The organism is Agaribacillus sp. DX54 (genome assembly GCF_056858335.1).
The window spans coordinates 159,667-175,297 of sequence record NZ_JBXEQE010000013.1; the positions used below are offsets into that span (position 1 = coordinate 159,667).

11 protein-coding genes are annotated in these 15,631 nt (G+C 41.4%); 5 read left to right on the forward strand and 6 right to left on the reverse strand.

Going from position 1 to position 15,631, the window contains the following annotated elements; genetic code table 11:
* Positions 1 to 81: 81 nt before the first annotated feature.
* Positions 82 to 3,153 (forward strand): tolB protein precursor, encoded by a 3,072-nt coding sequence (locus AC04NP_RS15560; RefSeq protein WP_482860710.1) that lies wholly within the window; start codon positions 82 to 84, stop codon positions 3,151 to 3,153.
* Between the two features lie 34 nt (positions 3,154 to 3,187).
* Here AC04NP_RS15560 and AC04NP_RS15565 read toward each other — a convergent pair whose 3' ends face one another.
* Complete coding sequence (locus AC04NP_RS15565) at positions 3,188 to 3,781, reverse strand: HdeD family acid-resistance protein (protein ID WP_482860711.1); 594 nt, start codon at positions 3,779 to 3,781, stop codon at positions 3,188 to 3,190.
* A gap of 527 nt (positions 3,782 to 4,308) precedes the next feature.
* On the opposite strand from AC04NP_RS15565, the gene AC04NP_RS15570 reads away from it, so the two are divergent.
* Positions 4,309 to 4,941 carry a hypothetical protein gene (locus AC04NP_RS15570; protein WP_482860712.1) on the forward strand — a complete coding sequence of 211 codons (633 nt, stop codon included), beginning with the start codon at positions 4,309 to 4,311 and terminating at the stop codon, positions 4,939 to 4,941.
* Positions 4,942 to 5,165: 224 nt separating this feature from the next.
* Here the strand turns inward: AC04NP_RS15570 and deoD are convergent, their stop codons facing one another.
* On the reverse strand, positions 5,166 to 5,867 hold the full coding sequence (gene deoD / locus AC04NP_RS15575) for a purine-nucleoside phosphorylase (protein ID WP_482860713.1): 702 nt from the start codon (positions 5,865 to 5,867) through the stop codon (positions 5,166 to 5,168).
* A 29-nt stretch (positions 5,868 to 5,896) separates the two neighbouring features.
* Entirely contained in the window at positions 5,897 to 8,161 is a 2,265-nt protein-coding gene (locus AC04NP_RS15580) for an aconitate hydratase (RefSeq protein WP_482860714.1), read from the reverse strand.
* 210 nt (positions 8,162 to 8,371) lie between these two features.
* Between AC04NP_RS15580 and AC04NP_RS15585 the strand changes: the two genes are divergently transcribed.
* Both AC04NP_RS15585 and AC04NP_RS15590 read left to right on the forward strand, forming a co-directional pair.
* The gene (locus tag AC04NP_RS15585) at positions 8,372 to 8,848 is read left to right on the forward strand and encodes an Lrp/AsnC family transcriptional regulator (RefSeq protein WP_482860715.1); all 477 of its coding nucleotides are present in this window, start codon (positions 8,372 to 8,374) and stop codon (positions 8,846 to 8,848) included.
* 177 nt (positions 8,849 to 9,025) lie between these two features.
* Positions 9,026 to 10,003 (forward strand): sugar phosphate isomerase/epimerase family protein, encoded by a 978-nt coding sequence (locus tag AC04NP_RS15590; RefSeq protein WP_482860716.1) that lies wholly within the window; start codon positions 9,026 to 9,028, stop codon positions 10,001 to 10,003.
* Positions 10,004 to 10,015: 12 nt separating this feature from the next.
* Here AC04NP_RS15590 and AC04NP_RS15595 read toward each other — a convergent pair whose 3' ends face one another.
* Genes AC04NP_RS15595 through AC04NP_RS15605 form a run of 3 tightly spaced genes read right to left on the reverse strand, consistent with a single transcriptional unit; the run spans position 10,016 to position 11,434 of the window.
* The gene (locus tag AC04NP_RS15595) at positions 10,016 to 10,477 is read right to left on the reverse strand and encodes a DUF6265 family protein (protein WP_482860717.1); all 462 of its coding nucleotides are present in this window, start codon (positions 10,475 to 10,477) and stop codon (positions 10,016 to 10,018) included.
* Positions 10,478 to 10,513: 36 nt separating this feature from the next.
* Positions 10,514 to 11,212 carry a sensor histidine kinase gene (locus tag AC04NP_RS15600; protein WP_482860718.1) on the reverse strand — a complete coding sequence of 233 codons (699 nt, stop codon included), beginning with the start codon at positions 11,210 to 11,212 and terminating at the stop codon, positions 10,514 to 10,516.
* The gene (locus tag AC04NP_RS15605) at positions 11,213 to 11,434 is read right to left on the reverse strand and encodes a hypothetical protein (protein WP_482860719.1); all 222 of its coding nucleotides are present in this window, start codon (positions 11,432 to 11,434) and stop codon (positions 11,213 to 11,215) included. It abuts the gene before it with no gap.
* A gap of 1,674 nt (positions 11,435 to 13,108) precedes the next feature.
* Between AC04NP_RS15605 and AC04NP_RS15610 the strand changes: the two genes are divergently transcribed.
* Positions 13,109 to 15,631 (forward strand): PKD domain-containing protein (locus tag AC04NP_RS15610; RefSeq protein WP_482860720.1); only part of this gene is annotated, 2,523 nt, incomplete at its 3' end.

Genomic DNA, 15,631 nt, shown 5'->3' on the forward strand with positions numbered 1-15,631 from the left:
TAATCCTTGATAACCAGGGGCCTGATTTCCAATTTTGCCTTTGGAAAAAACAAATGGTTACAAAAACATTTTTAAAAGGTCATGAATGGTACAGAGATTGTGAGGTGTTATATCATCTGGATCTTTATCATCACCATTTTTCCCCTATCAGCTAACGGACAATATTTCGGGAGAAACAAGGTACAGTATAAGTCACTCGATTTTAGCGTGTTGCAGACACCCAACTTTGAGATTTACCATTATATCGATGATGATTCACTCCTCAACCATCTTGCCGCGCGATGTGAACAATGGTATCATCTTCATCAGCAATCTTTAAAAGACACCATCCAATTTAAAAATCCCATTATATTCTACCGAAACCACGGTGATTTTCAACAGACCACGACTATCAGCAGCCTGATCGGAGTGGGTACCGGTGGCGTGACAGAATCTTTAAAAAACAGGGTGGTGATGCCCTTGCTGATGTCTGCCCGGCAAACTGACCATGTATTGGGACATGAGCTTGTCCATGCTTTTCAATATAACATGCTCATAAGAGACGACTCCGCAACCGCTTCTTCTATCCGAAATATACCACTTTGGATGATTGAAGGGCTCGCAGAATACTTGTCCATTGGCAGGATCGATGCCCATACCGCTATGTGGATGAGAGATGCTGTGATCAACGATGACATTCCTACCTTAAAAGAATTGACGTTCAGACCCGGGGCGTATTTTCCGTATCGCTATGGCCAGGCTTTTTGGGCTTTTTTAACCGGAGTGTGGGGGGATTCGGTCATTACACCTATGTTGAAAAGAACAGCCAAACTGGGCCTGGATAACGCCTTGATTTCCATGTTTAGCCTAAATGCCGATACAATGTCTGCGATCTGGCAGGAATCGCTGATGAACATATATAAACCATTCCAAAGTGAAAACAATGCCCCAATAGCCGGAACCAGAATCATCTCGGAAGAAAATGCAGGAACAATCAACATATCACCGGCTATTAGCCCCGACGGAAAGTATCTCATGTTCCTATCTGAAAGAGATGTGCTTAACATCGATCTTTTTTTGGCAGATGCCGGTACCGGAAAAATTTTAAAAAAAATCTCCAGTGCCACACGGGCAAGTCATATTGATGCCCTTGATTTCATCGAGTCAGCAGGGGTCTGGTCTCCGGACGGGAATCAATTTGCTTATGTGGTATACAGTCAGGGAGTCAATAAGCTGGTGATCCTGGATGTATTTAAAAATAAAATAGTAAACCAAATCAAGTTATCAGGCTTGCCCTCCTTTGGTGACCCTTCCTGGTCACCCGATGGCAATAGCATCGTGGTCACTGGCCTGGTTCAGGGCCAAAGTGATCTTTACCGCTATGACCTGAAGCAAAAAAGTGTACAAAAGCTAACTGATGACTACTATTCCGACATCCAACCGTCCTGGTCGCCCGATGGAAATTTTATCGTATTTGCCAGCGACCGTTTAAGTCATCGATTTGGAAAAACCAATGGTAAATACACATTTAACCTCTCTTACCTCGACATGTCTACCGGGCAGGTGATTGATCTGGATTTATTTTACGGCGCCAACAACCTGAATCCGGTGTTTAGCCCCGACAGTCGTTCCATATACTTTTTATCAGACAGGGATGGGTTTCGTAATCTTTACCGGTATGACCTTAAGAATCAGCATGTTTATCAGACCACCAACTATTTTACAGGAATCAGTGGGATAACTACCTTTTCCCCGGCCATCAGTCTGGCCATGAAAAATGAATGCATTGCCTACACCCATTATTTCAAAAAAGGATATACGATTTACAGAGCTCCTCTAAAAGATTTTCACGAGAAGAAAGTCAACCCGGAAAGTATCAATTTTCTCGCAGCCACGCTCCCGCCGGTTCAGCCCTCCCCGGCCAATTTGGTGGATGAGCATCTTTCGAAAATCGATACCCTTTACCCGGTACCGGTTGATTCTTTTAAAGTTTTTCCCTACAGGCCCAAATTTAAACTGGATTACATTTCAAACCTTGGCATTGGAATCTCCACAAGCCGTTATGGAACAGGTATAGCCGGGGGAGTCAACATGCTTTTTAGTGATATGATTGGTAATAACCAGTTGCTAACCGGCCTTGCACTTAATGGTATGATCTATGATTTTGCAGGCATGGCCGCCTATCTAAACCAGAAAAACAGGATTAACTGGGGCGTTGCCATCTCCCACATTCCCTTCAGATCAAGCCGCCTGGGATTAAAAGCGGACACTATTCAGTACAATGACACCACACTGGTTGTCGACAATCTTTATCTTGATGAATTACGGACTTTCGAGGATCAGATAAGCGTGTTTACCTTCCTCCCGTTATCTCTAACCAACCGTTTCGAACTGGGATCCACCTTTTCCCGTTACAGCTACCGTCTGGACCGGATAAATAATTACTACCTGGATGATATTTTAATCGGAGAAAGCCGGGATGAAAAATTACCGGCCCCATCGGGTTTCAGTGTCTGGAGCGGAAGTTTGGCGTTTGTTAAAGACAATTCAAAATTTGGTATTGCCTCGCCACTGCAGGGAAACAGGATCAGGCTTGAAGTTAGTAAATTTCTGGGGGATTTGGATTTTCACACGTTTCTTGTCGATTTTCGGAAATATCAATATGTAAAACCCCTATCACTGGCATTCAGAGCTTATCACTTTGCCCGGCATGGACATCATGCGGAAAATGACAGACTTTCTGAATTGTTCATTGGTTTTCCTACACTGATCAGGGGATATGATAATGTGATATTTACCAACCGGCTGAATGGCGGTATTGACAATGGTTTTACAGTAAACGATCTTTTTGGAAGCAGGATTCTTGTAGGCAATTTTGAAGTAAGGCTTCCTCTAAGCGGACCAAAGCGGCTGACATTATTTGAGTCTTCCATGCTCTTTACGGAAGTAACCTGGTTCTTCGATGCCGGTGTGGCCTGGGACTCAGGGAGAAAACTTTTTAGTAGCTCCTCCGGAACCGACACCCCGGAAGCTACCCCGGTATATAGCATGGGCTGGTCACTGCGAATTAATCTATTCGGCCAAATGGTGCTGGAACCCTATTATGCTATTCCTTTTCAACGTGAGGACATAAAGACCGGTACCTTCGGGTTGAATTTTTGGCCGGGATGGTAAAGTGCTATGGTTCAAATACAGCACGTGGCTATTTCTATTGAGAATGGGTATAATGAAACGTTTCGGTAGTGGTTTGCTCAATGTTTTTACTTATACCCCTCATCACAAATGAAATTACGATTGAAAAGACGCCTTCTACAATCGCAAAAAAACCGAGTACCAGTGCTAATGCCTGATAATCCATCTTGCTAAAAATCAATATCCCACCAAATATCACTCCAATGATGCCATTTACAAAATACAGAATTCTTTTCGGCACAAACGCCTTTAGTTTAATCGCAGATATTAGTTGGGCGAAACCGGTAAAAACAGCCCATAAAGCTACCAAAACAACGAATGTATCAATGGTAAGGCGGGGATTGAATAAGATAATAAGGCCAATAATAAAGTTGAGGTTACCTTCATAAATCCAAAATCGCCACAATGTATTTTTCTTTCTGTAATAAATACCCCCCAGTATAAAAAACATGCCTAAAAATACTGCCAGGATACCAAAATAGTTAATCAGTATTAATAAGGTGATTTCCGGCAAAAAAATGGCAGCAATACCAAATACGATAGCAGCAATACCATTGATTGTAAGCAGCCACCAGTTTTTAAAAAGATCGGATCCTTTTGCTTGAATCATAGGTTAAATGGCCGTTTTAATAGTTTTGAATTGTGCGATAATATGTTGTGATTGCCCTTCAAAACCAATGACACGCATCATTTAACGGTCTGACTTTCATCAGTATTCCGGTTTTCGCCTTTCGTAATTTAAGAGGAGGTCAATCAGGTGAGTCAGGAGCGTCCTTACTGAATGAAATCAAAAATTCGTACATGCGTATTGAATGTAAGAATTTCGATGTGAAAACGTAATGATCTGTTTATACTATTAGGCCTAAAAAATCTAGAATGAATCCGTCTAATAACCATCAACATTCCACTTACCAGCCTAGCGGAGATTCTTCACCATTATCTTTTCTCATTTGTATTATATTGTCAATTTCCGTGATACCACTATCAGGCATAGCTTATTCGCTTATAATCTGGCATATACCGATTGTATATTTCAACTTTTTTGTAACTGGGGGGTTTGGCGTTGTTTTGGGGCTTTTGGTATACCCTGTTGTAAGATGGGGACACGTAAGATCAAGAAAAATGGAACATTTCTTTATGATTCTAATATTTCTAACCGGATTTTATGTATCCTGGGCAGCGCATATGACCTTAGCTTATAATGCTGCCGGAGAGGGTAATTTGATTGCACATACCCGCTTTAGCTGGGGAGATTTTACAGCCATATTAGGTAACCCGGCAAATCTTTTTTTTAATATTGTAGCATTATCAAAATACGGATTGTGGTCTATCGGACCTTTACCCATAAACGGTTTTGTTTTATGGTTTGTCTGGATCCTTGAAGCCTTTGTTATTGGAATGGTTATGTGGAAAGTTAACCGTAAATGGAGCTTATTCCCCTATTCGGAAATAGACCGAAACTGGAGCAAAAAGATGTTATTGAAAAAGAAAATGACCTTACACCGTGGTATTTCAAAATTTATCGACGGTTTACATATAAACAACCTCGCGCCCCTGTTAGAAGCTCCCTTGACCAGCAGCCACAACATGGAATATACCGAACTTGCCCTATATGATTCCCCAGGCGATCAGACCGCTTATTTATCTTTTTTTAATAAGACCCTGGGAAGAGATAACAAGGGCAACAAAAAAGTGGAGTATCACCGCATTGGAGATTTTTACACCATCTCAAAGCAACAAAAAGAAGCATTGATCAACCACTTCGGATAACATCATTAAACAGATAACCTGAGTAACCGTGATCACGCCACACCGTGCGTTTAAATCCTGATAATAATTTTGCATCGGTACCATATCGTATTCAAAATCGCATAATCATAGTCTGGAAATTAGCTGCCGGGACAGAACAATAGCAAAAAAGATATTTTAGGCACATTCTTTAAACAACAACTTCAGTGTATCAGAAGGCGGTCAAACCGGGAAAGTCAGCGCAATCAGGCAATTTTCAAGGCAATTTGAACCATATCGGTAAAAGCGCTTTCCCGGTCGAGGGTTGAAGCGGACGCCTTTGTCAGAATATTATCGCTTACTGTGAGCAAAGACAAAGCGGAAACACCGAACCTCGACGCCATAGTATACAATATCGCTGTTTCCATTTCCACACACAAGATGTTGTGGTCCATCCATACCTGATAACGTTTGGGGTCATCGGGGTGATAAAACAGGTCGGTGCTGAAAACGTTCCCAACGGTCGTTTCAGCACCCATCTCACGGGCCGCATTTCGGGCCGATTCCAACAAAGCATAATCGGCCAATGGGGCAAAATCAAAGCCATTGAAAGCAGACCGGTTGATGTTGGAATCAGTTGATGCGCCCATAGCCATAATAACATGGCCCAATTCGAGCCCTGGTTGAATACAGCCACAGGTCCCCATCCGGATGACTTTTTTAACCTGATAGTCAACCATCAACTCATGCAGGTAAATGGCCGTACTGGGCATGCCCATACCTGTTCCCATTACGGAAATTTTTTTCCCTTCAAACGAACCTGTAAAGCCGTGCATATTCCGCACCTCATTAAAACAACTCGAGTCAGTCAGCATAGTTTCAGCAATATGCCTGGCGCGTTTGGGATCACCTGAAATAAGTACTGTCTCGGCTATGTCGCCAGGCTTTGCTTCAATGTGAAGGCTCATAGGGTTAATTTTTGGTGCTATTCAGCGCTTCAGGCATTCTGCTTTTTGATCAAATTCAAAGCCGATCCTGCCCTGAACCATTCAATCTGCCCCTCATTATAAGTATGGTTGGCTATAATGGTATCTTCAGTACCATCAGCGTGTTTTGCCAGGATAGTCAAAGGTTTACCGGCGCTGAATGCCTTTAAGTCAACAAAATCAAAAGTATCATCCTCCTGAATTTTAGCATAATCAGACTCATTGGCAAACGTCAATGCAAGCATACCCTGTTTTTTAAGATTGGTTTCATGGATTCTGGCAAAAGACCTGACCAGCACCGCTACCACTCCCAGGTGCCTGGGTTGCATGGCAGCATGCTCACGTGATGAACCTTCCCCATAATTTTGGTCGCCAACTACCAAAGTCGGAACGCCTGCCGCCTTATACGCTCTCTGGGTATCAGGCACCGGGCCATATTCACCTGTCAACTGATTTTTGACATGATCGGTTTTATCGTTAAATGCATTGACCGCCCCAGTCAGGGTATTATTTGAAATATTATCCAAATGACCTCTGAATCTCAACCAGGGCCCTGCCATGGAAATATGATCCGTGGTGCATTTACCTTTCGCTTTGATCAATAACCTGGCACCTTGAATATTTTCTCCGTTCCATGGAGCAAACGGAGAAAGCAGTTGCAATCTTTTTGACGCAGGATTCACAGATACCTCTACCGAAGAGCCATCTGCCGAAGGCGCTTTGAACCCCGGATCTGCTACATCGAATCCTTTCTCAGGCAATTCATCCCCTGTCGGTGGATCCAGCATCACCTCTTCGCCTTTATCATTGATTAATTTATCCTTCATCGGGTTAAATCCCAGATTTCCGGATATGGCTATTGCTGCCACCATCTCGGGGGAGGCTACAAAGGCATGGGTATTAGGGTTGCCATCGTTACGTTTGGCAAAATTCCTGTTAAACGAATGAATAATGGAGTTTTTTTCTTCCTTATCTGCTCCCGTTCTTTCCCATTGCCCAATACACGGGCCGCAGGCATTGGTAAATATTTTAGCATCCAACTGCTCAAATGTATCTATGTAACCATCCCTTTCGATAGTAAACCTTACTTGTTCAGAACCGGGATTGATACCAAATTCGGCTTTTGTTTTCAAGCCCTTGTTTAACGCCTGTTCCGCGATTGAAGCCGCCCTTGAAATATCTTCGTAGGAAGAATTGGTACAGGATCCGATCAATCCCCATTCTATTTTTTCAGGCCAGCCATTTTCCTTTAGTGTACTGGCCATTTTTGAAACCGGTGTCGCCAAATCCGGTGTAAAAGGTCCATTGATATGCGGCTCAAGCTCAGATAAATTAATCTCAATGACCTGATCAAAGTATTTTTCAGGGTTGGCATATACCTCATCGTCCCCTGTCAAGTGTTCTTTGACAGCCTTGGCTAGATCAGCCACTTTTTCCCTGCCGGTGGCCCTCAAATATCTTTCCATAGACTCATCATAACCAAAAGTAGAGGTAGTTGCACCAATTTCAGCCCCCATGTTGCATATGGTTCCTTTTCCGGTGCATGACATGCTTTTTGCCCCTTCTCCGAAATATTCCAGAATCGCTCCGGTACCCCCCTTAACGGTAAGAATACCAGCTACCTTCAATATAACGTCTTTGGAGGCGGTCCATCCGTTGAGCTTACCAGTCAGTTTTACACCTATCAGTTTAGGAAATTTCAATTCCCATGGCATTCCGGCCATTACATCTACTGCATCGGCACCGCCGACACCAATTGCCAGCATACCCAATCCACCGGCATTGACAGTATGGGAATCCGTTCCGATCATCATGCCGCCAGGGAAAGCATAGTTTTCCAAAACCACCTGATGAATGATCCCCGCCCCTGGTTTCCAGAAACCAATGCCATACTTGTCAGATACCGTTTCGAGGAAGTTAAACACCTCATTGCTGGTATTCAGGGCATTTTGAAGGTCGGTCGCCGCCCCGATTTTTGCCTGAATCAAATGATCGCAGTGAACCGTGGTAGGTACCGCAGTTTTAGGCTTTCCGGCCTGCATAAATTGCAATAACGCCATTTGCGCGGTAGCATCCTGCAGGGCGATTCTGTCCGGATCAAAATCTACATAAGCCTTACCCCGCTCATAAACCTGGTCAGGATCACTTTGAGAAAGGTGTGAATATAATATTTTTTCCGCCAGGGTAAGGGGTTTTCCTGTTAATGCTCTTGCTTTATTTACACGATCGCCTATGGTTTCATAGACTGCTTTAATCATTTCAATATCGAAGGCCATATTTTATTTATTAATGTTACTAAAATGAGTTCCAAAGGTAATTATTTTCAATTATTAAGGTCAATTACTTTCAATATTTTGTAATCAATGACAAAATTATAATGATTTATTCTTTTTTATATAAAAAATATATAACTATTTGTAATTTTATATAATAATTTAATGATCAATGGGGTTTCTTTATAAATATTATACAATATCCATATTAACATGAATCCATTATATCAAATTGATAGTACCGATAGTGCTATTTTGTCTTATCTGGTAGAAGATGGTAAAATGCCTTACACAGAAATGGCAAAAAAAATCAAGGTGTCGCACGGTACGATCCACCAACGCGTAAAGAAACTGGAAAAGATGGGCATCATTCAAAAAACCTCTGTGGTGATAGATTATAACAAACTGGGATATAAATTCACCTGTTATCTGGGAGTGCTGGTAAACAGCGGGTTAAACATAGACAAGGTTTGCCATGAACTAAAAAAAATCCCTCAAATTACCGTAGCCAATATTACGAGTGGCAAGTTTAACATCACCTGCAAAATCCGGGCCCTTGATACGGAACATGCCAAACACATTATCCAAGAGATTCACTCGATCGAAGGGGTCATTCGTACAGAAACTACGGTCTCTTTTGAAGAGTTTATCAATAGCAAGGATCAGTTGATTCAGGAAATCGTAAAGTAGTTTTAAAATTGACATTTGACAATTTATAATTGACAATTGTTTTTTTAAGGTGTATTTGTTGGCTGTTAATTGGGCATTGATGATTGTCAATTATTCATTGTTAATGGCTAACTGATTTTAAAGAATTCGTTTTTTTTCATAGATTGAAAGGAAATTTTTTAATCTAATCACAAATCCATGAAAAATTCAAGACGAAAATTTGTGCAATCCGGTGCAGTGGCGGCCATAGGCAGCTTGGTGGCAGGGTGTAATGTACAACCAACTGAAGATCAGACGGCTGATACAAATAACAACCCCTCCCCTTCTATCAGAAATAACCCCATAGGTGTTTCTACTTACTCTTTTTGGCAATTTAATGGTCCTAAGGAAAGTGTGCCTATTGAAAGCTGCATTGAACAAGCAGCAGCCATGGGGTTCGATGGCATTGAATTGTTACTGGTACAAATGACCTCAGAGGAAAACAGCTACCTGCAAAAGCTAAAAAAACGTGCGTTCCACAGCGGTTTGGACCTTTGTGGGTTTTCTACACATCAGGGATATGTGAACCCGGACAAGGGTTACAGGGACGAAAACATTAAAAAAACAATCCACCAAATTGAATTGGCCTACAAACTCGGCATTCCGACTATGAGAATAAACACAGGACGCTGGGGAACTACCAAGTCGTTTGACGAATTGATGGAAAATCGTGGTATCGAACCTGAGATTGAAGGTTATACTGCAGAAGATGGGTTTAAATGGGTGATCGACTCCATAGAGCAATGCCTTGCAAAAGCCGAAGAATGTGGTGTAGTACTGGGTCTTGAAAACCACTGGGGGCTGGGCAGAACTGCTGCTGGTGTCAAACGGATTATCGATGAGATCAACTCACCCTGGCTGAAAGTCACCCTGGATACCGGTAACTTCCTGGAAAACCCATATCAGCAACTGGAAGCGCTGGCACCGGATACATTCCTTATGCAGGCCAAGACTTATTACGGTGAGGGCAAATGGTATACGCTGGATCTCGATTATGCCCGGATCGGTGAAATTATGAGAAAACAAAACTACAAAGGTTATGTATCCCTGGAATTCGAAGGGAAAGAAGATCCGAACACCGCGATACCCAAAAGTCTGGAATTGCTTAGAAAATCTTTTTACTATGAAATCGGTTAAACATTAAACCACTTACTTTACCCTCAGGAAGTCAAATACCATAGATTTACCATTTCCCGAAATTTTTGCTGTAAGTTTGTCCCCTTCTAAATGATAACTTATCTGCTTGGGAAAGTCATGGTCCGGGTTTGAAGAGACAAAACCCGAAGCTTCCTGTTTTTTTATTTCAAAATATACAGGTGCCGGATTGTGAGCAACCTCTGCTATATAAAACAGACCATCATTTTTGACGACAATTTCCAACCTTTCCATAAATACCGTGTCCTCCCCTTTCAAAGTGACCCCTATTCCACTAAATTCCTTTGTCGATATCTTTTCCCATTTTTCGTAGGCATCCTCCCCGGGTTTTGTATTGGTTCTTTTCCAGGTGCCAATAAGCCACTCCATTGCTTTCAGGTTTTTCTTTTCCTGTTGAGGAAAAACCTGAAAATTAAAAAGTGATAAGGCAAAACATAACATGGATACGACTATCATAGATCATTTTTTCGGTGGTCAGTAAGCTTTAGTGCATCAATGTGCTAAAATAGTAAAATAAAATGTACATCCCTTGCCATAGTCAGATTCGACCCAAATATTTCCATCATGCATCTCTACGATCTTTTTACAATGGGCCAGGCCAATACCTGTACCATCATATTCCCCTTTGGTATGCAGCCTTTTGAAAATTACAAATATGTCCTCTCTATGCTTTTCAGGAATTCCAATACTGTTATCACTGAATGAAAACCTCCGGTATTTTCCTTCTTGTCCGGAAGTTATTTTAACCTTTGGCGACACATTTTTTTTCCGAAATTTAATCGCATTGCTTAAAAGATTCTGAAAAAGTTGCATCATTTCCAACCTGTAAACCGGTATAGTGGGTAATTCCCCGACTTCGATCACCGCGTTGTTTTCCCGGATCGCAGCATCGAGGGATTGAATTACTTCGTGCATCAAGATGTCGCAGTCTGCCCTTTCAAGCGGTTTGTCTTTTGTGCCAAGCTTCGAGTAGTTTAACAAGGCTTTGATAAGATTCCGCATGCGATCTGCAGCCTGGGTAATGAAGGCGAGGTATTGATCACCGTTTTTTCCAAGTTTATTACCATACTCCAGTTCCAACAAACTAATAACACTGGTAATAGTACGCAATGGCTCCTGCAGGTCATGAGAAGCCATGTAATTGAACTGCTCAAGTTCCTGGTTCCTGGCATTTAACGCATTGTTGATCAACTATAGTTTTTCCTGTGATATCTTCAGTTTTTGTGTCTGGTTGATGATAGACATGGTTTTGGCTTTCAGATCGTTAATAGTATATAAACCTGATTGAACAACAATATAGACAAAAGTTGCACCGAAAAAAAATACTACTCCGGTAAGCAGGTTAAGAATATCGTTAAAACCTCTCCATACGATAAAAGCTGTCGCCAGATAGCCCAGGAAAAAAAATACCATTAAATAAAACAATATGCGCCAGTTTTAACGATATTTCATGTTCTCCAATAACTTAAAGATCTGCCTTGTCCCAAAAAGGGCCAGTAACATGATAACCCCTCCGGCAAGGATGAGTGTAATGGTAAAAATGATATCTATACTCATATTTTCAATTTAGCCTTAAAAGTAGCAAAATTCTTACAACTAATTGATTGTCAGGAAATTTCAGTAATTCCTGGGATTATCTATGAACGGGTTAATGAACCGTCAAAGAAAGCACCATCAGAATATAAGCGGAGGAGGAAATTATTTCCCGGTGCAAGTATAAGTTAAAAAAATTCAGAAAAAAATGCAACCAAATTGTTGCGTGTATATTTTAAATCGATTGCCGGTCTCACCAGACATGAAATTTTTCACTTACTTGGTATTGGGGGTATGGCGTTGTCCATGACACAAAAAGGACGTGAACGCTTTTACTCCGCCGGAGCGTTATAGTCATAGTATGAATCAAGTCGATGGCTCTAATGAGTTCGCTTTAAGGCCTATTCACGCAAAAATCAAGCGTCGCCGTATCAGGTATAGTCATACTATGACTTCAGCGATTCAAATATAAGTGGAAAAATAGAATCGTTTTTCAAAAAAGATATTATTTAATATTAAGTCAAAATAATACAATTTTAGGTTTGGCTTAAAAAAATTACGAAGATTTTCATTCTCTTAAAAATAATATAAATTAGTAATTATGTACAATTTTTTGTGCGCTAAGAAATCTTGGTCGAAATTCTTTGATTAATTTTACATTAGTATTATACAAATTTTTCTACATCGTATTGTATCTACTGGTTTTCTATCGACTGATGTTGAAAATTATACGCCGGCTTGATTCATAACTCACTAATTATGAAATAAATAAAAGTGTGAAAATATTCCACACATTGGGAAATTGTGGTTTGAGAATGGTTTTCAATAACTATGAAGTTAAAATTTAGTTATCTTATCTAATAACCTAATTATTACCCTTTTAAGATGTAAGATCGGTGTAATAAAAATCGCTCACGGCCACATTAAAAAGTGTAGAATTTGTACCCATACCGTTACCATCTGTTCTTTAATTATTGCTGTTTGCCCTGTTGCCTACCCGTAAGTATCGTAAAAAGGTCAATCATTTGATGATGGCAATATGACAGATTGACCCCTAGTAAACCACCAAAATCGATTGAATTTCCCCCATTATGTTACACTAAAAGTTTGAACAAATAAATTTTTCCGATTGCTTATTTGGTTAATTTATTATTACTTTGGATCGTTGATTTTGACGTCGTTCGAACAACTCAACCCAAAGTCGGAATTAGATCATTCCAAAGTTAGCCTATATTTTGTTGAAAGCTTGGCTAAGTTATTTTTGGTCAGCATGTTTAATGACAATAGTATGCAAAAGGATACGCCTTTAGCATCTAAGAATCCACGGGTTTGGATTCATTAAATTCAATTAAATTAATGTTAACAATCCGGAACTTAAAGTCGCCATGTTCCGGGCTTTTTAAACAAGAAGTCGCCAATTGTTTTGTTTAAAATCAGAAAGGATTGTTTTCAAAACTATCATATCTTTTTCCTTCTCAGAAGGTAGTTGGGAACCTTCTGTGGAATATTTGAGATCGGTGGTGGCTTCAGGTTCAAGTATGAAGAATTACAACCATGATGAAAAAAATTACGCTAACTACACTTTTCTTACTCTTCTTATGTTTCATTTCCACCGGAAAGGTATACTATACCTCCCCGAAAGGCACGGAAACCGATTTAAGTAAGGTTACCAGGGATAATCCCGCCGACTGGAGAGCCATTACCCAGGGAGAAATGGCCCGGCAATTACAATGTGGGGATAGTGTGCTGTTGAGATGGGACCAGGGTATCTATACGGAAGGTACCAGAATTTATGCTACGGGATGCAGCGATACGTATGAAGGGGCTATCCACTACATGAGTGAGCCCGGTGGTTTTGCTGTTTTCAGAATAGAAAAATACCCTCAAAATAATTTCAGGCACATAGACAGAAAGTTGAATCCAAATGGAATTGTTATAGGAGGGGAAGTCCACTGGAAAACTTCAGACCGCAATGATCCGGTTGGAGGTTGGAATACCAGAGATGCCAATCACTCCGATATTGGCCGGTTCGTATGGGTCAGGGAGATTGTTATGCAGGGTAACTTTGGGAAAAACTCTCCACAAAGGGATCTGAGTACCATTAAAAATATGTCCTATGGATCTACCGGTGAAAGAGCGCCCGGTACCATAGCCGGAGGTCAAAATTATGATAATATGACTGGTTTCATAAGTATACAGGCTTATGGGGGCAGAATCATCAACTGTGTTTTCTGGAATCTCGGGCACAGCGGCATTGGGGTGAACTCCAGGTTGAGACAGGGAAATGCCACATTTTATGGTAATGTGATCACCAATACCGGCCACAGCAGCCCTGAAAGGGATCGTTTCCACAGTGTTTATCAGCAATGGGGTTCTTTCAATCAAGGAAGGCTCATCCATAAACACAGCATTTTCCAGTTTTCTGCCGAGGAACAATTACAATTCTGGGCACAGAGTGGCGTGGATGAAAGGACAGGGGAAAGTAAGGTAGACCATGTCGACTTAATTGAGAATGTTTTAATTAACGGCGGAACACTCAGCGGTAAGCGGCATCCCGGAAGAGTTTCACCCAACTCAAAAATTGGCGGATATACTTTTGATACTGACATCAGGATCATCGGTAATATCAGTTGGCATGACAAAGGAGGCGAGAGCTGGCAAAGTGGTTTCTCACTGAATAGTAATAATGACAGGAGAAATCTATATGTTAAAAACAATTATTTTGTCGGAAACGGGGCTGTTTTCAGAAATGTAGCCAGTATAAAAGAGGTTTCAGGCAACACATTTGTTGCTTTAAACGGAACACAACTGGATTTTCAGGTGGCTTCTCATCTGGAAAAAAGAATGCTGCCTCATGCTGTAAAATGGAACAACAACGCTTTTTACGGTGGTGGCAATGTGCACTACTCAAGATGGATACGTGATCATGTCCGGCAGTCTTATGATAAAATAAGCTTCAATGACTGGCAAAAGAAAGGTTTTGACAAAAGCAGCATCTATGACCGGGAGTACCCCAACGACATGATCAGGTACTTCCCCAATGAATACCTTAAACATTATGACAGTGATTGGAGAGGCCATGTTGTCATTATGAATTTTTCAAGACAGGGTGAAAAATACATTGACATCAGCAAGTTCGGGCTGAACAACGGAGACAAATTCAGAATCATAGACGTACAGAATGTAGCAGGTGATCTTACTGGAAACTATTTGTATGAAGGTATTTACAATGCCTCTGATGCACAAGTGGCGGTTGACATGATCGATCATAACAACAGCAATGTGGTCAAAGACCCTACCGGAGAAATGGTAGGACCTTTCGGTACCGACAGAAGATTTGCCACTTATCTGGTTATCAGGACTGAGAAGGGTGCTCAAAAGCCTAACCAAACGCCGGTAGCCAAAGCCGGTGAAGACCTGAAGATTACATTACCAAATAACAAAGTTACCATTGACGGCTCGAAAAGTGAGGATCCCGACGGAACTATTGTTTCTTATTCATGTGAGAAGGTTGAAGGCCCGGAGAGTTATAAGGTCAACGGTGGTAATACAAACAAACCAGAGATCAGTGAATTAACCGAGGGTGTTTATACATTCAAATTAACAGTTACTGACAACAATGGTGCCTCCGCAGAAGATCAGGTGACAGTAACTGTCGCGCCAAAACCCCGGGAGAACCAGACTCCTACAGCCTCGGCAGGCGGAGATCAAACGCTAACCCTTCCTGAAAACAGCCTTATGTTGAATGGTTCGGAAAGCTTTGATGATGATGGGGAGATCGTCGGTTATCAATGGGAGCAAACCTCCGGTCCATCCCCTATCGACATGGAAGGAATAAATAGCGGACAACTGAGTCTCTCTGCCCTCAAGCAAGGTTCTTATGAATTCAGGTTGACAGTAACCGACAATGAGGGGAAAAGTGCGAGCGACGAAGTGCAACTGGTCGTTAAACCCAAAAAACAGCCACAACAAAATCAGCATGAAGACATCGTTACGGCTCCTCCGCAATCAGGGCTCCGGTTGGTTAGCTTTACCTTGATTAATGCTGATACTGATCAGCCAATAGCTAACTATGAC